This is a genomic window from Arachnia propionica (assembly GCF_003859805.1).
Lineage (GTDB): Bacteria > Actinomycetota > Actinomycetes > Propionibacteriales > Propionibacteriaceae > Arachnia > Arachnia propionica_C.
This window is the reverse complement of record NZ_RQZG01000016.1, coordinates 11,155-35,029: the sequence shown is the minus strand read 5'-3', so window position 1 is coordinate 35,029 and position 23,875 is coordinate 11,155. Positions and strand designations below refer to the sequence as shown.

Sequence of the window (23,875 nt, the reverse complement as noted above, 5' to 3'; positions counted from 1 at the left end):
TTCGGGTGCGCTCTGGCAAGGATGATTGGCCCAAAGGTGGACCCAGGTCCTACGACGGGTCGACCTGGGTCCCATCATCGATGCGCTGCATCCACTGTCTGAGGTGCCAGGTGGCCAGGACGTCGTCCTCGTTGTACTCCAGCACCCGGGTGCGTGCGGCCTCACGGGTCGCCGAGTCCGGGGCGTCGACGGCGGTGGCGAACCACAGCTGCGAGTTCAACCCGCCCGGCTCCTCGTCACGCCAGGAGAACCCGGCTCCCGTCGAGGCCACCACCTTCAACCCGAGCCCCTCGACCCCGACGAAGTTGTCCCGCACCAGCTCGAACAGATCCACGAAGTGATCCTTGACCAGGTCCAGGACCTTCCGCAGGACCGGGGAACCGCTGCGTGCGGCGAGTCGTCTCAGGTGCACCACCTCGTAGTCCGAGTAGTGGAACACGATGAGGTCGGGTTGGCTCGCGACCTGCTCCAGCAGCCAGGTCCCGAACCGCGTGGCCAGCTCCACCTCCGCGTCGTCGCGCAGCCGGGTGAAGGAGGCGAAGTGATGGAACTCCTGTTCGCCCGTGCCCCGATCGGTCAGCAGCGCCCCCCACAGGTAGGTGCGGTCGTGGTCGTCGGTCTCGATGTCCAGGTCGATCTCCACGCGGGACCGCGGTGTGCCGATGGGGTCGTGGGAGACCTTCTCCAGGGCCACCCCCTTCGCCAGCATCCGGGCCCGACGAGCCGCCTGCCGCAGCCTGGCCTCCGAACGGTCACGGTGCGCGGTCAGGGGCAGGTAGTGCGGCAGCAGCTCCTCCACGTCGGCCTGGGCCAGCTGGTCGACCGTGGTGATGCCGAGGCCCATCAACGTCTGCAGTTCCCTGACGTCGAGGGGGGTCTTCGAGATCCGCAGCGAGATGTCGTCGTCGTCCATCCGTGGCCGGCAGGTCTCCCACCAGGCGCACCACTCGCACTCGGCGACCCGGATGGGACGCACCACCGGTGGTCGGTCGTCGCCCGGCACCCGCCGCATCGCCTCCTCGGCGACGTGGACGCGGAACCCGTGTTCGTGGTCGTAGCGTTCCAGGGCGGAGCGCAGCCGGTACCCCGATGCCGAGGTGCGGGAGAAGGTGCGCAGGAAACGCCAGTCCAGCGGCACCCAGGTGATGTGTCCGGTGTGTCCCTCGTCGCTGCCGACGATCCCGCCGAGCGCTGTGGTCGCGGCGCTGTCGCAGGCCTGCAGCAGTCGCCACAGGTGGGCCAGTTCCAGCAGTGCACCCTCCCGGTAGGTGCGGTAACGGAGGTTCGGCAGGGGACGCAGCGCCGTCGGGTCGGTGAGCGGGGAGCGGCGCAGCGCACCGCCGCGGGACTGCTTCTCCAGCACCCGGTACGGTTTGATGACCACCGGCCAGTAGCCGCCGTCGCCCCGCACCAGCAGGTCGGGGTGGCCACGCCGGTGCCCTGCGGGGTCCACGGGAAGCCGCCCCCCGATCACGGTCGGCACCTCATCCGCCATGGCGGCCAGCGTCGCCTCCAGTGGGTGGGTGGCCGGGCCGAGGTCGACCACATCGGCTCCGGTGGCGACCCGGGCGAGGACGGCCCTGCGGTGCTCGGTGCCGCCACCGAAGGCCTCCCGCAGTGACTCGTCGAGGGGCTCGGCAGGACCCGCAGTACCCGGGTCGAAGGCGTTGAACGTCTTGACCGGGCAGCTCCTTGCGGCATAGGGATCCAGCAGGAAGGTCATTTCCGTGCCCGATGCAGGGCGACGATGCCGCCGGTCAGGTTCTTGAACTCGACCTCCCGCCATCCGCACTCGGCGATCAGGTCGGCCAGGGCACGCTGGTTCGGCCAGGCGAGGATCGATTCGGCCAGGTACCCGTAGGCGACGGGGTTGCTGGAGAGCTTCGCCGCCACCGGCACCATCCTGAGGGCCCCGTGGACGTAGGCGAACCGGAACCAGGGGTGGACGGGGGTGGAGAACTCGGCGATCACCAGCCGACCGCCGGGTCGGGTCACCCGCAGCATCTCCCGCAGTGCCCCGGCGGTGTCCTCGACGTTGCGCAGACCGTAGCTGATGGTCACGGCGTCGAACGAGTCGTCGGCATAGGGAAGGGCCAGGGCGTCGCCACGCACGAAGTTGAGTCCCGGCTGCCGCCGTTTGCCCACCTGCAGCATGCCCATCGAGTAGTCGGTGGGGAAGACGGTGGCCCCGGCCAGTTGGTAGGGCACCGAGGAGGTTCCGGTGCCTGCGGCCAGGTCCAGCACCCGTTCCCCGGGCCTTGGGTGGAGTGCCGCCAGGGTGTGGCGCCGCCACCGTTTCTCCTGCCCCAGGGACAGCACGGCGTTGAGCAGGTCATAGCGTTCGGCAACGCCGTCAAACATCGCCTGGACCTCAGCACTGATCTTGTCGAGGTCTGCCCGGGTCCGCTCCATGGGGAGCAGCCTATCGCGCCCGCAGGGGTGTTCCTCAGTGCAGGACGGCCAGCAGGTCGCAACGTTTCAACCCGCCCAGGCTCCACTGGCCCATCAGCTGACCGACGACGTCGTTGATGGGTTCGCGGAGCAGTTTGTGGATGACGTGCGGGTAGCCACTGGTCTCCCCCTCGACCAGGCCGGACCCGAAGACCTGGATGGTGCCGGGGATCGCCTCGTCGGAGCCTTCCGGACGCATCTCGGCCTGGGTGTCCTTCTCCGTGATGACCCGGGCGAGTTCCTTCAGGTAGACCGGATCGGTCTGGGCGTCGTAGCAGTAGCGGGTACCGAGCACCGAGTGGTCGAGGGTCCCGATGCACGCCCCGCCGTCGAGGGGATGGGCCCGCCACGTGACGGGGACGTGGTAGACGGCATCGGAGGAGCGGATCAGCATGCCGTCCAGGCCGACCTCTCCGTCCGGGTCCACGAATCGGAATTTCGCGACGAGTTCGAGGTCGCCGGCATCCCCGTCGAACCACCACTGGTCCGGTAGCCAGGGGGCCAGTAGCTCGAGCTTGCTGGGCCGCAGGGTGGCCTCGGGATGGACGATGGCGATTCCACTCATGACTTACCTCCGTTGGTGTCACCGCACATGCTACCTCGTCCGTCGTGGGATGTGTGCCCCTGCCTGTGGGCAGGATGGTCCACAATGGACGCCGTGGCGAAGAAGGACATCGTGCTCAAGGTGGCAAAACTACGCAAGGCCTACGGGCCCGTGACCATCGTGGAGGGGTTCGACCTCCAGGTGGCGGCGGGCGAGGCCGTGGCCCTGACCGGGCGCAACGGTGCGGGCAAGTCGACGGTGCTGAGGTGCCTGGTCGGGGCGGACCGGCCGGATGAGGGCACCGTCGAGGTGATGGGGGTCAGGATGAGTGAGTCCAATCCGGAGATCCGACGCAGTGTCGCCACCGTCATCGACGACCTCGACTTCTTCCCCGACCTCAGCGTCGTCGAGCACCTCGACCTCCTGGCCCGTGCCCACGGCCTGGCCGATCCGGACGACCTGGTGGACGAGATCCTCGATGAGGTGCAGCTGGTGCCGCAGGCCGGGCAGCTGCCCGCCACCCTGTCGTCGGGTCAGCGGCGCCGACTGGCGTTGGCCACCGCGTTCGTCCGTCCCCGTCGGTTGCTGGTCCTCGACGAGCCGGAGCAGCGGCTCGACGTCGAGGGCGTGGCGTGGCTGGGGAAGCGGCTGAAGGAGGAGCTGAGCGACGGGCTCGCCGTCGTCCTGGCCTCCCACGAACCCTCCCTGCTGGAGGCGATCGGGGCCCGAGAGGTCAGGCTGGGGGCCTGATGAGCGAGCGTTTCGGGGTGATCGGTGCCGTCGATGAACGGCAGTTGCGCCTGCTGGTGCGGGACTGGCGTCACGGTCGTGCGGATCGCAACATCCTCCAGGCGTTGAGTGACGCCTACGTCATGGTCTTCGCGTTGGTGCTGGTCGGTGCGATGCTGGTCAGCTCGATCCTGCAGGCGCAACGCACCGTCGCGGTGTGTGACACCGAGAGCTGCCTGGCCTCCCGAGGTCTGCTGCCCTGGGCGGCCACCGCGGCCTTCCTGGCCTTCGCCCTGATGGCGGCCCGCCTGTTCGGGCCGATCGTCGCGTCCGCCGCGGAGGGGTTCTGGATCCTCGACGGGGATGTGAACCGTCGGCGGTTCCTGCAGGGGCGGCTCGTCGCCTCGGTGCTGCTCTCCCTGCTGGCCGGGGCGGGGCTGGGGGCGCTGGTCGCCGCACTGGTCGGCAGTGACCCGGCCACGATCCTGATCTGGGGCGTGGCCTCCGGGCTCGGGTGTTTCGGACTGGTGTCCTTCGCCGCGGCCGAGCAGGGGATGGAGCGTCGTTGGATCATCGGGGTCCTGCTCTGGGTGACCGGGGCGCTGGCCATGGGGACGCTCTCGCTGCTGGTGCTGATCGCCACCGGGAGGCTGCCGGTGGGGACCGTCGCAGCGTGGGGCGTGGAGTTCGCCTGGATCATCGCCGGTGTCGGGGCGGTGCTGGGACTGGTCTCGGTGTGGCTGGCCTGGGTGCGGCTGACGCGACTGCGCAGGCAACGGCTCGTGGCCGGGTCGTCGTTGATCTCCGGCATGCAGGGTGCGGCCTTCGCCCTCGACCTGGCCCTGGTGCGTGACATCCTCGTGCAGTTCCGGGCCAAGGAGAAGGGACACGTCCGCCCGACCCGGGGGGCAGGGCTCGGGGCCGCCGCCCTGGTCATGCGTGACGTGCAGCGGCTGTGGCGCAACCCTCGTCCGCTGCTGTTCTGGGCGGGATCGATGATGGTCCCCTACGCGATCCAGGCGCTCGGCATGGGGGTCGTCGCGGCCCCGTTGTCGGCCCTGGTGCTGATGGCCGCCCTCATCGGGTTCTGCAACTCGATGCGGGTGCTGACCCGCACCATGGGCTTGCAGCGTTGCTTCCCGTTCGCCCCCGGAGCCGTCCGGCAGGCGACGATGGTGGTGCCCGCGGTCCTGGCGCTGCTGTGGGCGGTGGCGGTGACCCCGGCGTTCCTCGGGATCGTCGGCGGCCAGCAGGTGGAGCTCGGCGTCGGGCTGACGCAGACCCTGCTCACCGCCGTCGCGGGGCTGCTGGCCGCGGTCCGTTGGGTCACGGCGAAACCCGCCAACTACGGCGGCCCGTTGGTGGCGACGACCGGTTTCGGGGCGGTGCCGCCGGGGCTGATGTTCTCCCTCATCAAGGGCATCGACGTCGTCACGGTGGTGACATTGCCCATCGTGGTGGGGTGGCCGTCGTGGATCTCCCTGGTGATCGCGATGATCGTGTTCATGATGCTGCGTTCGGGGCTCGACCAACAGGCTCTGCTGGAGCAGCAGGAGGAGCAGCGTCGGCTCCTGGAACAGGAGAAGGCCAGGCGGGCCGGAGCCGTCGCCGCGAAGAACCGGATCAAGGTCCAGAGGCGTCGTTGAGGCGCCCCGCCAGGGCCCCTCGGGTGGTCATGAGAACCACTCTCCTGGGCCTGCGGGGCGACGTCCGGGAAAAACGCGAAACCCCTTCCGCCGCCCCTCACCGCCCTGTAGATTCAGGCCCAGGGTCCCTATGGGGGACATCCGAGAGGAGAATGATGAGCCGGTTGCGATGGCGCGGTGTTCTGGCGGCGACGGTCGTGCTGACCTTGACCATGAGTGGTTGTCTGCAGGATCCGAAGCGACAGACCGCTGGAGGCAGTGACGGTCAGGGATGGGTGGCCGGAGGCGGGACCACGGACGGTGACAAGAAGGTCACCATCTTCGGGGCCTTCGGCGGCGATGAGAAGGCGGCCTTCGAGGCGTCGCTGGAGAAGTTCGAGGCGGAGTCCGGCATCGATGTGGAGTACGCCAACAGCGACGACTTCACCACGCTGATCAAGACCAAGATCCGCTCGGGTGACACCCCGGACATCGGGCTGTACCCGCAGCCGGGTGGTCTGCTGGAGGCGGCCGCCGAGCAGGCGATCCAGCCGATCGACACCTATCTCGACTACGACGCCCTGGACTCCACCCTGGTTCCGGGCTTCCTCGAGGCGGCCCGGTACAAGGGGCGTGTCTACGGGGCCCCGATGCGGATGGCGGTGAAGTCCATCGTCTGGTATCCCGCCTCCTACAAGGAGCTGGGGTTGAACCAGGAACCGAAGACGATGCAGGAGCTGGCGGGGATCTCCGACCAGATCAAGCAGGGCGGAACGGCCCCGTGGTGCCTCGGCGTGGAGTCCGATGCCGCCACCGGCTGGCCCGGCACGGACTGGATCGAGGAGATCGTGCTCAGGATGTACGGGCCCGATGTCTACGACCAGTGGACCAGCCACCAGATCCCCTTCAACGACGAGCGCATCGTGAAGGCCTTCGAGGAGTTCGGCAGGATCGCCCTCACCGAGGGCAACGTCTACGGCGGCAGCCAGGGCATCCTCGCCACCAACTTCGGCACCACCATGAACCCGGCCTTCGAGGAACCGTCGAAGTGCTACTTCATGCGGCAGGGCAACTTCGTGGCCTCCATGCTGCCGAAGGAGGTCCAGGACAACCTGGACACCGCTGTCGGCACCTTCGCCTACCCGCCCTACGAGGGTGGCTACGACGGCAAGCCGATGCTGGGCGGCGGTGACATCGCCGGCCTGTTCAACGGCGACGACCCGGATGCCATCGAGGTGATGAAGTTCCTCACCAGCGACCAGTTCGGGGCCGAGTGGGCCAAGGCGGGCGGCTGGCTGTCCCCGCACAAGACCTTCGATGTCTCCAACTACCCGAACGAGACCACCCGCAGGATCGCGGAGATGGCCACCAGCGCGACGGTGTTCCGTTACGACGGCTCGGACCTGATGCCCAACGCCATCGGTGGCGGCACCTTCTGGACCGGCATGGTGGACTTCCTGAGCGGGGCGAAGACCGCTGAACAGGTGACCACCGACATCGAGAACTCCTGGCCGAGATGATGAGCACCCCGACCCAGGAAGTGACCAAGGTCACCGTGTCCCCCCAGGCCAAGCGCGCAGCCAGCCCTGCGAACTGGCCCAGGGCGGGTGTCGGCCTGCTGGGCATGGTGCTGATCGGCTGGTTCGTGGGCAACGCCTTCCTGGCGCTGGCCTACTACCCGGAGTGGTTCAGTGTCGGTCTCCCAGTGGTCAACAAGATCATCCAGGCCCTGTTGGCCATGGTCTTCGGCATCGGTGGTTCGTTGCTGTTCTTCGCCAGCATGAACCTGTTCATCAACGGATTGCCGGGAAGGCTGTCCCAGTTCCTGATGCCCTACGCGTACGTGCTGCCGGGCTACTTCACCATCGGCCTGGTGCTGCTGTACCCGACGATCCAGACGGTGAACTACTCCTTCGCCAATGCCGACTCCACGGCCTACCAGGAGCCGTGGTTCGGCAACTTCCAGGCGGTGCTGAGCTCGGATGAGTTCCTGCGCACCATCTGGAACAACGTGCTCTGGCTGCTGCTGGTGCCCGCCTCGACCGTGGTGATCGGTCTGATCGTCGCGGTGTTGGCGGACCGGTTGTCGCCTCGGGGTGAGAAGCTGTCGAAGGCGCTGATCTTCCTGCCGATGGCCATCTCCTTCGTCGGCGCGGCCACCATCTGGCAGTTCATCTACGACTACCAGTCGGGGGAGAAGCAGATCGGCCTGCTCAACGCGATCGTCGCGACGCTGGGTGGCCAGCCGGAGCCGTGGATCCAGCATGAGGGTGGAGCCCTCAACAGCCTGCTGCTCATGGTGATCGTGGTGTGGTTGCAGGTCGGTTACGCGATGGTCCTGCTGTCCACGGCGATCAAGAACGTCCCGGAGGACACCCTGGAGGCGGCCCGCATCGACGGTGCCTCGGAGTTGAAGATCTTCTTCCAGATCGTCATCCCGCAGATGAAGGGCACCATGATCACGGTGTTCGTCACCGTGTTCATCATGGTGATGAAGATCTTCGACATCGTCTATGTGATGACCAACGGGAACTACAAGACCAACGTCATCGCGAACATGTTCTTCCAGGAGCTGTTCGTCAACCAGAACGCCGGCAAGGCATCGGCCATCGTGGTGCTGCTGTTGCTGGCCGTGATCCCGGTGCTGATCTACCAGGTGCGTCACTTCAAGCGTGAGGAGCAGGAACGATGAAGGCGGCCGAGACCCACAAGCGGAGCTGGGTGAGCATCATCGTCGTGACGTTGTTGTGCATCCTGTGGCTGCTGCCCACGATCGGTCTGCTCGTCACGAGTTTCAGGCCCATCGACGACATCAACTCCTCGGGGTGGTGGGAGGCGATCTTCAAGCCTGCCTTCACGCTGCAGAACTATGTCGGGGTGTTCGACAAGAGCAACATGGCGATGGCTTTCGTCAACGCCCTCGCGGTCGCGGTGCCGGCCACCATCATCCCGATCATGTTCGCGGCCTTCGCGGCATACTCGTTCACGTTCCTCGAGTTCAGGGGCAAGGACTTCCTGTTCATCACGATCGTCGCCGTGATGGTTGTGCCCCTGCAGGTGGCGCTGCAGCCCATGCTGGACCTCCTCGGCCCCCGTGGGTTGAACATCGCGGGTCAGTACGTCGCGGTGTGGCTGCTGCACACCGGGTTCGGCATGCCGCTCGCGATCTACACGCTGCGCAACTACATGACGACGCTGCCGCGTTCCATCATCGAGTCGGCGAAGATGGACGGGGCCACCCATTACCAGACCTTCTGGCGGTTGGTGTTCCCGATGTCCACTCCTGCCGTCGCAGGTTTCGCCATCCTGCAGTTCCTGTGGGTGTGGAACGACCTGCTCATCGCCCTGCTGTTCCTCAAGCCCGAGAACGAGACGGTCATCGTCTCGTTGAAGGGCATGCTGGGCACGCAGGGTCAGGGCTGGGAGTTGCTGACGGCGGGTGCCTTCATCTCGATGGCGTTGCCGCTGCTGGTCTTCATCGCCCTGCAACGGTTCTTCGTCCGGGGCATGACCGCCGGCGCGGTCAAGGGCTGAGACTGCGTGACGGGGCCGCTTCGGCGGCCCCGTTCCGCTGTCCCGGCCCCGGGTGTGCCCCCTGCCTCGAATAGCGTAGGCTTGCCTTACGTTGATCGAGCGAAAAGGTGTGGCATGAGCATCACCCCGAATGTTCGCCGCGATGCGGCTCCGGGTGTCAGAGCTGTCTCCCTGGCCGAACGCATGCTGTCAGGCGGCGCGTCGTGTTCGCTGACGGCATGGCGGCTGGACTCCTGTTACGACCTCGTGGCCCATGGGATGACCACGGACGGCGAGATCGTCGTCGCGCTGCGGCCCCCGTCGGAGTGCCCGTTGACGACGCTGCCAGCCGGGGTGGGCACGGAGGTGCGACTGGACCTGCTGCGGCACTCGCGGGACATCGTGTTGAACGTGGTGGCGAGTTCATGCCACCTGCTGGGGGTGATGACCCTCCTGGAGGAGCAGGCGGTGGCCCGGATGGTCGCCGGGGGCGAGTTCCCGGAGCGGATCGCGGAGTTGACCCGGCTGCCGGGTACCCGGGTGGGCAGGGTGGTCACCGATCGCATCCTGGTCCACGACCACAGCGGACTCACCCCGGTCCCGTGGCACGCGTTGGAGTCTGACCTGCCCGCGTTCCCCCGTGACGACTTCGCGGTCCACGACGTGGTCGTCTCCCTGGGCCAGTGTGTGCTGAAACGGTGGTGCTGCGGGGTCCGGTTGGGTCTGCTGCCGGGAGCAGCCGAGGTGCGTCCCTCCGGGGGCCAGGTCTGCCAGCACGTGCTGGACCGGGTGTTCTGCGTGGACGTGGACCGCTCCGGCGTGACCCTGATGCACATCGGGGCGGAGGAGACCGCGACGGTCTTCGTCGAGTTCGCCTCGTGCCCCACGAGCCTGCCTTCTCTCGAGCAGACGGTGGCTGACGTCGCCAACGCGGCCTGAAGAAGGTCCAGGGCATCCAGCCTGGGGTAGGCCGAAGGCAGGACCGCCCCTCCGGTCCCGAGCCGTCGCTTGTCCGATCATTCGTGACCACCCAGCTCCAGTGGTCCCGTCATGGGTGTGTCGCACAGACACGGCAGAGGCCGCAGTCCCCTTGCGGGGACTGCGGCCGGATCGTTGCTTCAGACGGTTGCCCGAATCGGGCCTGGGGTCAGCGGGCCTCGAAGGAGGTGCACGTGGCGTCGGCGACCTCGACGCCGGCGGCGGTGCACATCAGATCGGTGTTGTGGACACACTCGAGGCGCTGGCAGGCACCCACACGGCCGTCAGCGGTCGGCAGGCCGCCACGGGCGTCGAGGGTGATGAAGGTGGTGCAGGCGGACTTGCCGTCGAAGGTGACGGCGAAGGCGGTGCAGCCGCCGTTGTTGAAAGCGCAGTTGGTGGTGGCGCAGGACTTGAGAGCGGTGATGGTTGACATCGTCGGACCTTTCGTCTGGGGGCATCTGATGCATTTACGTTAAACCCGGAATCCACCCTGCGCAAGCAAGTAAAACCTGCCCTGACTAGGCATTTGTGTCGATCATGATGTGTTAAATTCCGTCAATTCAACGGTGCCCGTGTTGCGTAAATCGCGTACGCCCTCGTGGCGACGACGCACTGAGGCGAGCCTTCCTGGGGCGTGGCACACGTCATGCGGGCGGGCAGGAGGCGTGGGGGAGGAATGGTTCGCCGTCACATGCCGACGGGCAGACGTTCGTCGCCTGCGATTCCTGTTCGAGCTCGACCGACGCGAGGGGGAGGGATGTCCTCGTGCGTGACCGTGGCGGGGCCGGTGCGAGGGCGCGAGCGGCGATCGGTGCGGCAGGGTGGGGTCAGGCCAGGCCCAGGGCCTCCAGCATGGGGCGGAACTTCGCGGTGGTCTCGGCGAGTTCGGAGGCCGGGTCGGAGTCGGCGACGATCCCGGCACCCGCGTAGAGACGGATCTCATCCGGTTGGGCGGGGTTGATCCAGCCGCCCCGCAGCGCGATGGCCCACTCGCCGTCGCCGTCCGCGTCCACCCAGCCGACGGGGCCCGCGTACCGGCCCCGGTCCAGCGACTCCCACTCCGCGATGATCCGGCCCGCCTGGTGCGTCGGGGTGCCGCAGACCGCAGCCGATGGGTGCAACGCCGCGGCCAGCGCCAACGAGCTGACCTCCGGGTCGGAGACCCCCGTGATGTCGGTGGCGAGATGCATCACGTTCGGCAGGGTCAGCACCGACGGTGCCTCGGGGACGTTCATGGCCGCGCAATAGGGTTCCAGGGCCTCGGCCACCGAGGCGACGGCGAACTCGTGCTCCGAGATGTCCTTGCCGCTCGAGGTGAGCTGCGCGATCCGGGCGACGGGGTCGGTGTGGCCGGGGTCGATGGACACGGTTCCCGCCAGGACACGTGAGGTGACGAGTTGGTGCTGTCGTCGCACGAGGAGCTCCGGCGTGGCACCGACCAGGCCGTCGATGAAGTAGTTCCACACCATCGGGTAGCGCTCGACCAGCCGGGCCAGCACGTGGCGTGCATCCAGGGCGTCGGAGGCGCGGGCCTTGAGGGAGCGGGCCAGCACGACCTTCGACACCGAGCCCTCGCGGATCAGGTCCACCACGTCGGCCACGAGGCGCTGCCACTGCTCCTCGGGCAGGCCGTCCGGCACCAGCCGCAGCCCCTGTGGTGGGACGGCGGGCTCCGGGGGCTCCGGCAGCTCCAGGGAGGCCCGGCCCTCGCTGATACGGGTCAGCCACGTCTGTCCCGCGCGACGGCCGATGATGGTGTGAGGGATCACCAGGACGGATCGGGAGCGGGACTGTTCCGGGTCGAAGGCGAAGGAGCCGACGGCCAGGGGCCCGGTCCCGAAGCTGCCGGGCAGCTCGGAGTCGTGGTCGATGTGGGAGGCGGCCTCGGTCCACCAGACGTCGGCGGCCTCGGCGTAGTCGGTCTCGAAGCGGGCGACCTCCCCGGTGGTGACGATGCCCTCCCCGTTGCGGATGAAGGCGGTGGAGTGCTCCGCGTCGAGGAAACGCAGCAGATCTCCCGGGTCGTCGATGGCGACGGTGGTGGCGCGAAGCCGTTTCGCCGCAAAATCTGGGGTCACCTCCGGAACGATAGCCCAGCAGGCGGGGTCTGTTAAAAGTCGGCCCGGCTGCTCGCATGCTGAACTGCTCTGCGACCGCCGTCGGTGCCCTCGTGGTGGAGTGGAGCCGACAAGATCGCGACGCAGTGTCTCGACAATGTGCGTCAGGAGCGATTAACGACCCATTTCTGTTTCCTAAATCCGAAGCAAAACCCCTTGTCAAACCCCTTTTGCGGAGTGTCCGTGCTCAGGTCGCGAGAACCAATCCGAGCCCCTAGACTGGCCCTGAAGTGCGGGGTTCCCTGTCCCCAAGAATCAACCCAGGATGAGGAGTGTTGAATGCCGAAGGCGCATGCCGACGTCGTGATCGTCGGCGCCGGGCCAGGTGGCTCCGCCGCTGCGGCCAATCTGGCCAGACGGGGACTCGACGTACTGTTGCTGGAGAAGTCGAGATTCCCGCGGGAGAAGGTCTGTGGTGACGGCTTCACGCCACGCACCACCCGTGCCCTCGTGCGGCTCGGGGTCGACACCTCCGAGGAGGCGGGCTGGGTCCACAACCGGGGACTGCGCATCTACGGAGGACGCATCGAGCCCTTCGAGCTCGACTGGCCGAGCCTCACCGACTTCCCGCCCTACGGGCTGGTCCGCACCCGTGCGGACTTCGACGACATGCTCGCCCGCCATGCCGTCGGTTTCGGGGCCGAGCTGATCGAGGGGGCCTGGGTCACCGAGGGCATCGTCGACGACCGCTCCGGCCGCATCATCGGCGTGCGCACCAAGGACGGCCGCGAGTACCACGCCCCCGTCGTGATCGCAGCCGACGGCAACTCCTCCCGACTGTCGGTCTCGATGGGCCTGAACAAACGCGACGACCGCCCCATGGGAGTGGCCTACCGCGCCTACTACAACTCGCCGGCCCGCACGAACGACGACTACCTCGAGTCCTGGCTGGAGCTGTGGGACGGCAAACCCCGGGAGTCCACCCTCATGCCCGGCTACGGCTGGATCTTCGGCATGGGGGACGGAACCTGCAACGTCGGGCTGGGAGTGCTGAACACCTCCAAGTCGTTCCAGAAGACGGACTACCGCGAACTGATGAGGCGCTGGCTCGACAACACCCCCCAGGAGTGGGGGTTCCGTGAGGAGAACCGGGTCGGGAAGATCCAGGGTGCGGCGTTGCCGATGGCCTTCAACCGGCAGCCCGTCTACGGACGCGGCCTGCTCCTCGTCGGTGACGCCGGAGGCATGGTCAACCCCTTCAACGGTGAGGGCATCGCCTACGCGATGGAATCCGCTGAACTCGCCGCCGACGCCATCGCCGAGGCCAAGGCGCGAGGTTTCGGCACCGAATCGGCCGAACGGGCCCTCCACGGTTACCGCACCCAGCTCAAGGCCAGCCTCGGTGGGTACTACCGGCTGGGCACCATCTTCGTGAAGCTCATCGGTGACCCCCGGATCATGCACATCTGCACCACCTACGGGCTGCCACGCAAGACCCTCATGCGGTTCGTCATGAAACTGCTGGCGAACCTGACGGACCGCCATGACGGCGACGCCATGGACCGCATCATCAACGCACTGTGCAAGGTCGCGCCGTCCGCCTGACCGGGCGCGCCAGGAGTATAGGGAAGGACAACAGGCATGAACCTCTACATCCCCATCATCGGGATGGTGGTGCTGGCCACCGGATTCGTGGTGGTCTCCATGATCCTGAGCGTGCTCGTGGGCCCCGGCCGGTACAACCGTGCCAAGTACGACCAGTACGAGTGCGGCATCCAACCCACCCCCCAGCCCGTCGGGGGTGGCCGGTTCCCCGTCAAGTACTACGTGATCGCGATGCTCTTCATCATCTTCGACATCGAGATCGTGTTCCTTTACCCCTGGGCCATCACCTACCACCAGCTCGGGATCTTCGGCGTGGTCTCGATCCTGCTGTTCATCGTGACCGTGCTGGTGGCCTACTACTACGTCAAGCGCCGCGGCGGTCTCGACTGGGACTGAGAAGGAGTTTCACACATGGGTATCGAGGAGAAGCTGCCGAGTGGCATCCTGCTCACCAGCGTCGAGGCCATCTTCGGGTGGGTGCGGCAGGCGTCGTTCTGGCCCGTCACCATGGGCCTGGCCTGCTGCGCCATCGAGATGATGGCCTACGGCACCCCGCGTTACGACGCCGGGCGCTGGGGCCAGGAGGTCTTCCGCGCCTCACCGCGTCAGGCCGACCTCATGATCGTCTCCGGTCGGTTGTCCAACAAGATGGCACCCATCGTGCGGCAGGTCTACGACCAGATGCCGAACCCGAAGTGGGTGATCTCGATGGGTGCCTGCGCGTCGTCGGGCGGCATGTTCAACAACTACGCCATCGTCCAGGGTGTCGACCACGTCGTGCCGGTCGACATGTACGTGCCCGGTTGCCCGCCACGGCCCGACATGCTCATCGACGCGATGTTCAAACTCCGCAAGCAGGTGTTCAAGCACCCCATCGGGCCGAACGAGGCCGCCGCCATCGCCGCCCGTGAGGAGGCCGCGTTGGAGGCTCCCGCCACCCACGAGCTGAAGGGACTCATGCGATGACCGAGAACCCCGGTGAGCTGACCCCTCAGCAGTCCGGTGCCCCCGTCGCCCCGGTGTTCCAGACCAAGGCCGGGATGTGGAGCCGCGGCTCCGGCGACACCTCCGGGTACGGCGGCATCCAGCGTCAGGTCTCGATGCCCGGTCAGAGCGTGGGCCCCTTCGGGGAGCCCTTCGACGCCATCCACGCCCGGGCCACGGAACTGCTCCCCTTCCTCGCGGGGGAACTGGTGCTCCTCGACCGCGGTGAGTTCACCGTCTTCGTGCCCCGGGAGAAACTGCCGGAGACCGTCGCCGCCTTCCGTGACGACGCCCACCTGCGCTTCGAGATCTGTGTCTCCGTCAGCGGTGTCCACTACCCGGAGCTGGCAGGTGCCGAGCTCCACGTGGTGTACCACCTGCTGTCCATCACCCACAACCGACGCATCCGGTTGGAGGTGACCTGCCCCGAGGAGGACCCACACGTGCCCTCGGTCGTGGCCACCTACCCCATGGCGGACTGGCACGAGCGTGAGACCTGGGACATGTTCGGCATCCACTTCGACGGGCACCCGAACCTCACCCGCATCCTCATGCCCGACGACTGGGCCGGTCATCCCCAGCGCAAGGACTACCCCCTGGGCGGCATCGACATCCAGTACAAGGGCGCGACCGTGCCCGCCCCCGATCAGCGGAGGACGTACAACTGATGAGCAACGACATCTTCGGCCACGACGTGGAGGCCGACCGCGTCTACCTGGCACAGGGCGGCGACTGGGGACAGATCGCAGCCGAGCAGGCCGAGCGTGGTGACGAGGTCATCGTCGTCAACATGGGACCGCAGCATCCCTCGACCCACGGTGTGCTCCGGCTCATCCTGGAGATGGACGGTGAGACGGTCACCCACATCCGGCCCGGCATCGGGTTCCTGCACACCGGTATCGAGAAGAACATGGAGTTCAAGACGTGGACCCAGGGTGTGGCCTTCTGCACCCGCATGGACTACGTCGCCCCGCTGTTCAACGAGGCGGTCTACTGCCTGGCGGTGGAGAAGCTGCTCGGCATCACCGACGACATCCCGGAGCGGGCGAGCGTCATCCGGGTCCTGATGATGGAGCTCAACCGCATCGCCTCGCACCTGGTGGCGATGGGGACCGGTGGCATGGAGATCGGTGCGCTCACGGTGATGACCATCGCCTTCCGGGAGCGTGAGATGATCCTCGACTTCTTCGAGGCGATCTCCGGGACCCGGATGAACCACGCGTTCATCCGCCCCGGCGGGGTGGCCTGCGATCTTCCCGAGGGTGGCATCGACCAGCTCCGCGACGTGGTGAAGTGGTTGAGGAAGCACCTCCCCGAGTACGAGATCTTCTGCAACGAGAACCCCATCTTCAAGCTCCGCATGGAGGGGGTCGCGAAGATGGACCTCACGGCCTGCATGATGATGGGCGTCACCGGCCCGATCCTGCGCTCCACCGGCTACGACTGGGACCTGCGCAAGACCCAGCCCTACTGCGGCTACGAGACCTACGACTTCGAGTCCATCACCTGGGACACCGAGGATGCCTACGGGCGGTTCCGCATCCGTATCGCCGAGTGCTGGGAGTCGCTGAAGATCGTCGAACAGTGCATCGAGCGCCTGGAACGCACCCAGGGCCAGCCCGTGATGGTCGGTGACAAGAAGATCGCCTGGCCGGCGTCGCTGTCACTCGGTCCGGACGGACAGGGCAACAGCTTCGAGCACGTCAAGCACATCATGGGTGAGTCCATGGAGGCGCTGATCCATCACTTCAAGATCGTCACCGAGGGCTTCAAGGTGCCGGTCGGGCAGGTCTACCAGGCCATCGAGTCCCCGAAGGGTGAGCTGGGCTGCCACCTCGTCTCCGACGGTGGTACCCGTCCCTACCGGGCCCACTTCCGTGACCCGGGCTTCAACCATCTGCAGGCGGTGCCCCTGATGTGTGAGGGAGCCATGATTTCCGACGTCGTTGTGGCCGTGGCCAGCATCGACCCCGTTCTTGGAGGTGTTGATCGATGAGCGGTCACTTCACCCACGACTTCCCCGAGTCCGGTTCCGTCGACCACACGGACCAGTCCACCAACCTGGACGCCACCGCGGAGGCGGAACTGAGGGAGCTGGCCTCGCGCTACCCGCACCCACGTTCGGCCCTGCTGCCGATGCTGCACCTGGTGCAGTCCTACGACGGGCGGATCAGCCCGCGGGGCATCGAGCTGTGCGCCGAGATCCTCGAGATCACCACCGCCCAGGTCTCCGGTGTGGCCACCTTCTACACCATGTACAAGCGCAAGCCCGCCGGACACAACCACCTGGGGGTGTGCACCACCGCACTGTGCGCCGTGATGGGCGGCGACATCCTCCTGGAGCGGGCCAAGCGCAGGCTCGGCATCGACGAGGGTCAGACCACCCCGTGCGGGAAGGTCTCCCTGGAGCGTCTCGAGTGCAACGCCGCCTGTGACTACGCGCCGGTCGCGATGGTCAACTGGGAGTTCTTCGACGACATGACCCCCGAGAAGATGGACGAGCTGATCGACAAGCTGATGAACGGCGAGGAGGTGGTCTCGCCGCGTGGCGCGACCATCACGTCGTGGCGGGAGGCCGAACGGGTGCTCGCCGGTTTCCCGGACGGCCGCGCCGACGAGGGACCGTCCGCCGGACACGCCTCCTGCCTGGGGCGCACCATCGCCGAGGAGCGTGGCTGGAGCGCCCCCGACCCGGCGGCGCTCCCGACCCCGGAGCCGAAGGAGGAGACGAAGTGACCGACCTGCTCACTCCCGTGCTCAGTGAGCACTGGGGTCAGGACCGTTCCTGGAAGCTGGGCCGCTACGAGGCGAGCGGCGGCTACCGGGCGCTGCGCAAGGCCCTGCAGATGCCCCAGGGTGACCTCATCGACCTGGTCAAGGACGCAGGGCTGAGAGGTCGTGGCGGTGCGGGCTTCCCGACGGGCATGAAGTGGAGCTTCGTCCCGCAGGACAACCCCAACCCGAAGTACCTCGTGGTCAACGCGGACGAGTCGGAGCCGGGCACCTGCAAGGACATGCCCTTGATGATGGCCTCCCCCCACACCCTGGTGGAGGGGGTGCTGATCTCCGCCTACGCCATCGGTTCCCACCAGGCGTTCATCTACTGCCGCGGTGAGGTGCTCCACGTCATCCGACGGCTGCAGCAGGCCGTGAAGGAGGCCTACGAGGCCGGGTACGCGGGCAAGAACGTCATGCGCTCCGGCTACGACATCGACGTGATCGTCCACGCCGGGGCCGGGGCCTACATCTGCGGTGAGGAGACCGCGCTGCTCGACTCCCTGGAGGGCAGGCGTGGTCAGCCCCGGCTGCGCCCGCCGTTCCCCGCCGTCGCGGGTCTGTACGCCTCGCCGACGGTCATCAACAACGTCGAGTCGATCGCCTCGGTGCCCGCCATCGTCAACAACGGGGCCGCGTGGTTCCAGGCGATGGGCACGGAGAAGTCGAGGGGGATGACGCTGTACTCCCTGTCCGGTCACGTCGCCCGGCCAGGACAGTTCGAGGCGCCGATGGGCATCACGCTGCGGCAGCTGCTGGAGCTGAGCGGCGGCATGCGGGCGGGACACGAACTGAAGTTCTTCACCCCGGGAGGCTCCTCCACGCCGATCCTGACCGCCGAGCACCTCGACGTGCCGTTGGACTACGAGGGCATGGGTTCGGTCGGCACCATGCTCGGCACCAAGGCACTGCAGGTCTTCGACGAGACCACCTCGGTGGTGCGCACCACCCTGCGCTGGGTCGAGTTCTACAAGCACGAGTCGTGCGGCAAGTGCACGCCCTGCCGTGAGGGGTCGTGGTGGCTGGTGCAGCTGCTCATGAAGTTCGAGAAGGGCGTGGCCGAGCAGGGCGATGTCGACAAGCTGCTCGACATCTGTGACAACATCGGGGGTCGCTCCTTCTGCGCGCTGGCCGACGGTGCCGTCGCCTGTGTCACCAGCGCGGTCAGGCACTTCCGTGAGGAGTTCGAGCAGGGCTACCACACCCCGGCCTGGGAGTTGTTCCCGTACGAGAAGAGCGCGTTGTTCGCCACCGAAGGAGGTGCCCGATGACCCAGACCGCAGAGAACGCGGCCGCCGTCAGGCCTGACCTGGTCAACCTGACCATCGACGACGTGGCGGTGAGTGTGCCCAAGGGCACCCTCATCATCCGGGCCGCCGAGATGATCGGTACCGCCATCCCGCGATTCTGCGACCACCCGCTGCTGGACCCGGTCGGTGCCTGCCGTCAGTGCCTCGTCGACATCCCCGACGCCGGCAACGGGCGTGGCTTCCCCAAGCCCCAGGCCTCCTGCACCATGCCGGTGGCCGAGGGCATGGTGGTGCGGACCCAGAAGACCTCCCCGGTGGCGGAGAAGGCGCAGCGCGGCATGCTGGAGCTGCTGCTCATCAACCACCCGCTGGACTGCCCCATCTGCGACAAGGGTGGCGAGTGCCCACTGCAGAACCAGGCACTCAGCAACGGACCCGCGGAGTCCCGCTACGAAGGGGTCAAGCGCACCTACCCCAAGCCGGTCAACGTCTCCGCCCAGATCCTGCTCGACCGGGAACGGTGTGTGCTGTGCGCCCGCTGCACCCGGTTCTCCGAGCAGATCTCCGGTGACCCGTTCATCGCGCTGGTGGAACGTGGCGCCCTGCAGCAGGTGGGGACCTACGAACAGGACCCGTACGACTCCTACTTCTCCGGCAACGTGGTGCAGATCTGCCCGGTGGGTGCGCTCACCTCGGCCGCCTACCGGTTCCAGGCCCGCCCGTTCGACCTGAAGTCGACGGCCAGCAGCTGTGACCACTGCTCCGGGGGCTGCGCCATCCGCGTCGACCACCGGCACCACCAGGTCAAGCGCATCCAGGCGGGCGATGATCCCGAGGTCAACGAGGAATGGCTGTGTGACAAGGGGCGTTTCGCCTTCGTCTCCGGACGTGGTGACGACCGGCTCAGCCGGCCACTCGTGCGCCGTGACGGCAGGCTGGAGGTGGCGTCCTGGCCCGAGGCCATCGATGCGGCCGTGGCCGGGTTGAAGGCCGCCGGACAGGCCGTCGGGGTCCAGACCGGTGGCCGCCTGACGCTGGAGAACGCCTACGGCTACTCCCGGTTCGCGCGTACGGTGCTCGGCACCAACAGCATCGACTTCCGGGCCCGCGCGGCCAGTGATGAGGAGGCCCAGTTCCTGGCCTCCCGTGTGGCCGGACGGGGCATGGACGTGACCTATGGCGACCTGGAGCGCGCCAAGCACGTCGTGCTGGTCAGCTTCGAGCCGGAGGACGAGACCTCCGTGATGTTCCTGCGCCTCCGCAAGGGAGTGCGCAAGCGCGGCCTGAAGGTCACCACGCTCGCCCCGTTCGCCTCGCGGGGCACCGAGAAGATGGATGCGACCCTCATCCCTGTCGCCCCCGGCGGCGAGGCCGCTGCGCTGGCCGCCCTGGAGCTGGGGGAGGGCACGATCATCCTCGTCGGTGAGCGTGCCGCGGCCCAGCCGGGGCTGCTGAGCGCCGTCGCCGCGAAGGCCGATGCCTCCGGGGCGCGGCTGGCCTGGATCCCCCGCCGTGCCGGCGACATGGGGGCCCTCGAGACCGGGTGCCTGCCCGGGCTGCTGCCGGGAGGACGTCCCGTCGCCGATGCCGCGGCCCGGGTGGATGTCGCGGCGGCCTGGGGCGTGGAGGCGTTGCCGACCGAACCCGGCCTGACCGCCACGGAGCAGTTCGCCGCCGCCGCGGCGGGCAGCCTCAAGGCCTTGGTGCTGGCGGGGGTCGACCCGGTCGACATCCCCGGCACCGCCCGGGTGCTGGAGGCGCTGGCCAACACCTTCGTGGTGCAGATCTCGACCCGCAGCAACGCCGCCACCGAGTACGCCGACGTGGTGTTCCCCACCTGCCTGATCGAGGAGCAGGCTGGGCACTTCCTCAACTGGGAGCAGCGGATCAGGCCCGTGAGGCTGGTCAACGAGGGCACGAGGAACCCGATGACGGATCTCAGGATCCTGGCCGCCCTGTCCGATGCGATGGGTTCCGACCTCGGGTTCCGCACCACCGCCCAGGCATGGGCGGACCACGCCGAGCTCGGCACCTGGGACGGGGCCAGGATCCTCGATCCGGTCGTCCCGGACGCCGGGGTCACCCCGGGGCTCGTCGTCGCCTCCTGGCGGGAGGCCCTCGACGCGGCGATGGGCAACGACTTCGAGGTGGCGCTGCGCCAGACCGCACGGCCGGCCGTCGCCCGCCTGTCACGGACCACCGCGGATCGGCACGGGGTCTCCGGGATCTGCCGGGTGATCTCGGCGACCGGGGAGCAGTTGCTGCCGATCGAGATCACCGAGATGGTCGACGACGTGGTGTGGGTGCCCATGAACCCGGGTGAGCCGGGCCACCTGGACGTGACCCCCGGATCCCTGGTGACGGTGGCCGCCGTCACCCCTGACGAAGGAGATCAGGCATGAACGTGTTCTTCCAGGACCCCTGGTGGCTCATCCTCATCAAGGTGCTGGCCCTGTTCGTGATCCTCCTGCTCTGGACGATCTTCAACGTCTGGTACGAGCGTCGTCTCGTGGCCAAGATGCAGCACCGCCTCGGCCCCATCATGAACGGGCCGTTCGGTCTGGGGCAGGCCCTGGCCGACGGTGCGAAACTCATCGCCAAGGAGGACTTCCGGCCCACCCACACCGACAAGTGGGTGTTCAACCTGGCCCCGATCCTCACCGGCATGGCGGCCTTCACCACCTGGACGGTGCTGCCGTTCGGTGGTGAGGTGGAGATCTTCGGCCACACCACCAGGCTCCAGGTCACGGACCTGCCCGTGGCGGTGCTGTTCGTCATCGCCATCGCCTCCATCGGCATCTACGGCATCGTGCTGGCAGGGTGGGCGTCGAACTCCACCTACTCCTTCCTCGGGTCGATGCGGTCCTCGGCCCAGATGATCTCCTACGAGATCGCGATGGGCCTGTCGATCGTGGCCGTGTTCCTCATGACCGGGACGATGTCCACGCACGGCATCGTCGAGGCGCAGCGTGAGACGATCATCTTCCAGAACCCGTTCAACCACGCCCAGCAGGTCGACATCGGTCTGATGGGGTGGTACGCGCTGCTGCTGTTCCCGTCGTTCTTCATCTACGGGATCGCGATGGTGGGCGAGACGAACCGTGCCCCCTTCGACCTGCCCGAGTGTGAGTCCGAGCTGGTCTCCGGCTACCTCACCGAGTACTCCGGGTTCCGCTACGCGATGTTCTTCCTGGCGGAGTACATCAACATGGCGACGGTCTCGGCGGTGTGCGTGACCCTGTTCCTGGGCGGCTACCTGCCCTTCTGGCCACTCAACCTCGTCCCCGGCCTCGACAACCCGTGGCTCGGTCCGATCTGGTTCATCGTCAAGGTGCAGCTGGTGTTCTCGGTGTTCGTGTGGCTGCGTGGCACACTGCCCCGGTTCCGCTACGACCAGTTCATGGATCTCGGCTGGAAGCGACTCATCCCGATCTCCATCCTGTGGATCATGATGGTCGCCGTCGCGCCCCGGTACTCGCTCGGCCTGTCCGTGGCCCTGCTCGCGCTGCTCATCGCCTTCGCGCCGAGGAAGCAGGAGCCGCAGCGGGTGCCGCCCGTCAACCCCGACGAACCCTTCGACGCCTTCGCGGGCGGCTACCCCGTCCCGCCACGGCCGGGTCAGGTGCTGCCTGAACTCGCCGGTGTGGTCAAGGTCGAGGCACAGCCGTCCACCGTCAAAGCAGAGGAGAAGTGATGGGAATCTTCGACCCGTGGGCCGGATTCGGCATCACCTTCAAGACCATCTTCCGCAAGACCTTCACGCAGGGCTACCCCCGCAAGGGCAAGGAGAAGGTGACGCTGCCGCGTTTCCACGGCCGTCACCAGCTCAACCGCTGGCCCGACGGTCTGGAGAAGTGCGTCGGCTGCGAGCTGTGCGCCTGGGCCTGCCCCGCTGACGCCATCTACGTCGAGGGCGCGGACAACACCGAACAGGCGAGGTACTCCCCGGGGGAGCGGTTCGGACACGTGTACCAGATCAACTATCTGCGCTGCATCTTCTGCGGCATGTGCATCGAGGCCTGCCCGACCAGGGCGTTGACCATGACCAACGAGTTCAAGATCGCGGACACCGGCCGCGACAAGCTCATCTACGAGAAGCAGGACCTGCTGGCGCCGCTCGTCGCGGGGATGGAGCAGCCACCCCACCCGCGGCGGCTCGGTGACGACGAGCAGGCCTACTTCCTCGGGCTGCCGCCCACCGGGCAGCCCGACACCCGCACGGCACCGGCCAAAGGAGCGGCGAAATGATTGAACTGCCCGCACTGACGGGTGACCTGATCGCCTTCGTGGTGTGTGCACCACTGATGGTGCTGCTCGCCATCGGGATCGTGGTGGCCCGCAAGCCGGTCCACTCGGCCCTGTGCATGGCCGGGGTGATGATCGGACTGGCCGTCATCTACGCCGCGCAGGACGCGTCGTTCCTGTTCGTGGTGCAGATCATCGTCTACACCGGCGCGATCCTGATGCTGTTCCTGTTCGTCGTGATGCTGATCGGCGTCGACACCCGGGACTCGGTCCACGAGACCCTCAAGGGACACCGGGTGCTGTCGGTCCTGGGGGCGCTCGGGCTTGCCGGCCTGGTGTTCCTCGCCGTCGCGCAGACGGTCTTCGCCGATGACCCCGCCGGGGTCGCGGTGGCCAATGCGGAGCACGGCGGCAACATCCAGGGGGTCGCGGCGTTGCTGTTCACCCGCTACGTCATCCTGCTGGAGGCCACCTCGGCCCTGCTCATCACCGCCGCCGTCGGTGCGATGGTGCTGGCCCACGGTGAGAAGCTCCGCGAGGTCAGGCGGCAGCCGGAGCTCATGGCGGAGCGGGTCAGGCGTTACGCCACCGACGGGGTCCATCCCGGACCGGACCCGAACTCCGGTGTCTACGCCCGCACCAACGCGATCTCTGCCCCCGCCCTCCTGCCGGACGGCTCCATCGCGGAGAACTCCGTCAGCAAGGCGCTCGCCATGCGTGGGGCGGTCGTCGCGGTCGATGAGCTGCGCGATCCCACCGCAGGTGCGTTCGCCCGGATCGAAGCCGTCGCCCAGGACCTGGAAGGAGAGGTCAAGTGAGCACCCAGGCCTACCTGCTGCTGGCCGTCGCCCTGTTCGTGGTGGGGGCACTCGGGTTCCTGCTGCGCCGCAACGCCATCATCGCGTTCATGAGCGTGGAGCTGATGCTGAACGCCGCGAACCTCGCGTTCGTGACCTTCTCCCGCCACCACGGCGGACTCGACGGTCAGGTCGCGACCTTCTTCGTCATGGTGGTGGCGGCCGCTGAGGTCGTCGTCGGTCTCGCCATCATCGTCGCCATCTATCGGGCGCGCCGTTCGGCCTCGGTCGACGACGCCAACCTGCTGAAGTTCTAAGG

At 67.4% G+C, this 23,875-nt stretch carries 23 protein-coding genes; 18 read left to right on the top strand and 5 right to left on the bottom strand.

Annotated features, from left to right (window positions below):
- Positions 1-49 precede the first annotated feature (49 nt).
- The 3 genes from EII34_RS12470 to EII34_RS12460 are packed head-to-tail and all read right to left on the bottom strand — an operon-like array spanning position 50 to position 3,016.
- On the bottom strand, positions 50-1,723 hold the full coding sequence (locus EII34_RS12470) for a TM0106 family RecB-like putative nuclease (RefSeq protein WP_124845497.1): 1,674 nt from the start codon (positions 1,721-1,723) through the stop codon (positions 50-52).
- Complete coding sequence (locus EII34_RS12465; protein WP_124845496.1) at positions 1,720-2,412, bottom strand: demethylmenaquinone methyltransferase; 693 nt, start codon at positions 2,410-2,412, stop codon at positions 1,720-1,722. The genes EII34_RS12470 and EII34_RS12465 overlap by 4 nt, the downstream gene beginning before the upstream one ends.
- 34 nt (positions 2,413-2,446) lie before the next feature.
- Positions 2,447-3,016 (bottom strand): maltokinase N-terminal cap-like domain-containing protein, encoded by a 570-nt coding sequence (locus tag EII34_RS12460; protein ID WP_124845495.1) that lies wholly within the window; start codon positions 3,014-3,016, stop codon positions 2,447-2,449.
- Between the two features lie 84 nt (positions 3,017-3,100).
- Here EII34_RS12460 and EII34_RS12455 point away from each other — a divergent pair, with 84 nt between their 5' ends.
- The 6 genes from EII34_RS12455 (at position 3,101) to EII34_RS12430 (ending at position 9,801) form a co-directional block, all read left to right on the top strand.
- Complete coding sequence (locus EII34_RS12455; RefSeq protein ID WP_124845494.1) at positions 3,101-3,745, top strand: ABC transporter ATP-binding protein; 645 nt, start codon at positions 3,101-3,103, stop codon at positions 3,743-3,745.
- Positions 3,745-5,370 (top strand): DUF6297 family protein, encoded by a 1,626-nt coding sequence (locus tag EII34_RS12450; RefSeq protein ID WP_260425150.1) that lies wholly within the window; start codon positions 3,745-3,747, stop codon positions 5,368-5,370. The genes EII34_RS12455 and EII34_RS12450 overlap by 1 nt, the downstream gene beginning before the upstream one ends.
- Positions 5,371-5,525: 155 nt before the next feature.
- Positions 5,526-6,869 (top strand): ABC transporter substrate-binding protein, encoded by a 1,344-nt coding sequence (locus EII34_RS12445; protein WP_221620296.1) that lies wholly within the window; start codon positions 5,526-5,528, stop codon positions 6,867-6,869.
- Positions 6,869-8,041, top strand: a complete 1,173-nt coding sequence (locus EII34_RS12440) for a carbohydrate ABC transporter permease (protein ID WP_260425149.1) — start codon at positions 6,869-6,871, stop codon at positions 8,039-8,041. The genes EII34_RS12445 and EII34_RS12440 overlap by 1 nt, the downstream gene beginning before the upstream one ends.
- Positions 8,038-8,883, top strand: a complete 846-nt coding sequence (locus tag EII34_RS12435; RefSeq protein ID WP_124845491.1) for a carbohydrate ABC transporter permease — start codon at positions 8,038-8,040, stop codon at positions 8,881-8,883. Before EII34_RS12440 ends, EII34_RS12435 begins: the two co-directional genes overlap by 4 nt.
- 114 nt (positions 8,884-8,997) lie before the next feature.
- Positions 8,998-9,801, top strand: coding sequence for a hypothetical protein (locus tag EII34_RS12430; RefSeq protein WP_124845490.1), 804 nt, complete (start codon positions 8,998-9,000; stop codon positions 9,799-9,801).
- Between the two features lie 208 nt (positions 9,802-10,009).
- Here EII34_RS12430 and EII34_RS12425 read toward each other — a convergent pair whose 3' ends face one another.
- Both EII34_RS12425 and EII34_RS12420 read right to left on the bottom strand, forming a co-directional pair.
- Entirely contained in the window at positions 10,010-10,276 is a 267-nt protein-coding gene (locus EII34_RS12425) for a DUF1540 domain-containing protein (RefSeq protein ID WP_124845489.1), read from the bottom strand.
- Positions 10,277-10,670: 394 nt separating this feature from the next.
- Positions 10,671-11,921 carry an isochorismate synthase gene (locus tag EII34_RS12420; RefSeq protein ID WP_124845488.1) on the bottom strand — a complete coding sequence of 417 codons (1,251 nt, stop codon included), beginning with the start codon at positions 11,919-11,921 and terminating at the stop codon, positions 10,671-10,673.
- A 318-nt stretch (positions 11,922-12,239) separates the two neighbouring features.
- On the opposite strand from EII34_RS12420, the gene EII34_RS12415 reads away from it, so the two are divergent.
- From EII34_RS12415 to nuoK, 12 genes are read left to right on the top strand one after another with little or no spacing between them, the layout of a single operon-like run.
- A complete protein-coding gene (locus tag EII34_RS12415) occupies positions 12,240-13,505 on the top strand; it encodes a geranylgeranyl reductase family protein (RefSeq protein ID WP_124845487.1) in 1,266 nt (421 codons plus the stop codon).
- Between the two features lie 36 nt (positions 13,506-13,541).
- Entirely contained in the window at positions 13,542-13,901 is a 360-nt protein-coding gene (locus EII34_RS12410; protein WP_124845486.1) for an NADH-quinone oxidoreductase subunit A, read from the top strand.
- Between the two features lie 15 nt (positions 13,902-13,916).
- On the top strand, positions 13,917-14,471 hold the full coding sequence (locus tag EII34_RS12405) for a NuoB/complex I 20 kDa subunit family protein (protein WP_124845485.1): 555 nt from the start codon (positions 13,917-13,919) through the stop codon (positions 14,469-14,471).
- The gene (locus tag EII34_RS12400) at positions 14,468-15,157 is read left to right on the top strand and encodes an NADH-quinone oxidoreductase subunit C (protein WP_124845484.1); all 690 of its coding nucleotides are present in this window, start codon (positions 14,468-14,470) and stop codon (positions 15,155-15,157) included. Before EII34_RS12405 ends, EII34_RS12400 begins: the two co-directional genes overlap by 4 nt.
- Complete coding sequence (locus EII34_RS12395) at positions 15,157-16,485, top strand: NADH-quinone oxidoreductase subunit D (protein ID WP_124845483.1); 1,329 nt, start codon at positions 15,157-15,159, stop codon at positions 16,483-16,485. Before EII34_RS12400 ends, EII34_RS12395 begins: the two co-directional genes overlap by 1 nt.
- The gene (gene nuoE, locus EII34_RS12390) at positions 16,482-17,225 is read left to right on the top strand and encodes an NADH-quinone oxidoreductase subunit NuoE (protein WP_124845482.1); all 744 of its coding nucleotides are present in this window, start codon (positions 16,482-16,484) and stop codon (positions 17,223-17,225) included. The genes EII34_RS12395 and nuoE overlap by 4 nt, the downstream gene beginning before the upstream one ends.
- Entirely contained in the window at positions 17,222-18,535 is a 1,314-nt protein-coding gene (gene nuoF / locus EII34_RS12385) for an NADH-quinone oxidoreductase subunit NuoF (protein ID WP_124845481.1), read from the top strand. The genes nuoE and nuoF overlap by 4 nt, the downstream gene beginning before the upstream one ends.
- Positions 18,532-20,916, top strand: a complete 2,385-nt coding sequence (locus tag EII34_RS12380; protein ID WP_124845480.1) for an NADH-quinone oxidoreductase subunit G — start codon at positions 18,532-18,534, stop codon at positions 20,914-20,916. Before nuoF ends, EII34_RS12380 begins: the two co-directional genes overlap by 4 nt.
- Entirely contained in the window at positions 20,913-22,208 is a 1,296-nt protein-coding gene (nuoH, locus tag EII34_RS12375) for an NADH-quinone oxidoreductase subunit NuoH (RefSeq protein ID WP_124845479.1), read from the top strand. The genes EII34_RS12380 and nuoH overlap by 4 nt, the downstream gene beginning before the upstream one ends.
- Positions 22,208-22,762: an NADH-quinone oxidoreductase subunit NuoI gene (nuoI, locus tag EII34_RS12370; RefSeq protein WP_124845478.1), complete on the top strand. Its 555-nt coding sequence runs from the start codon at positions 22,208-22,210 to the stop codon at positions 22,760-22,762. The genes nuoH and nuoI overlap by 1 nt, the downstream gene beginning before the upstream one ends.
- Positions 22,759-23,577, top strand: a complete 819-nt coding sequence (locus EII34_RS12365; protein WP_124845477.1) for an NADH-quinone oxidoreductase subunit J — start codon at positions 22,759-22,761, stop codon at positions 23,575-23,577. Before nuoI ends, EII34_RS12365 begins: the two co-directional genes overlap by 4 nt.
- Complete coding sequence (gene nuoK, locus EII34_RS12360; protein ID WP_124845476.1) at positions 23,574-23,873, top strand: NADH-quinone oxidoreductase subunit NuoK; 300 nt, start codon at positions 23,574-23,576, stop codon at positions 23,871-23,873. Before EII34_RS12365 ends, nuoK begins: the two co-directional genes overlap by 4 nt.
- The last annotated feature ends 2 nt before the right edge of the window (positions 23,874-23,875 follow it).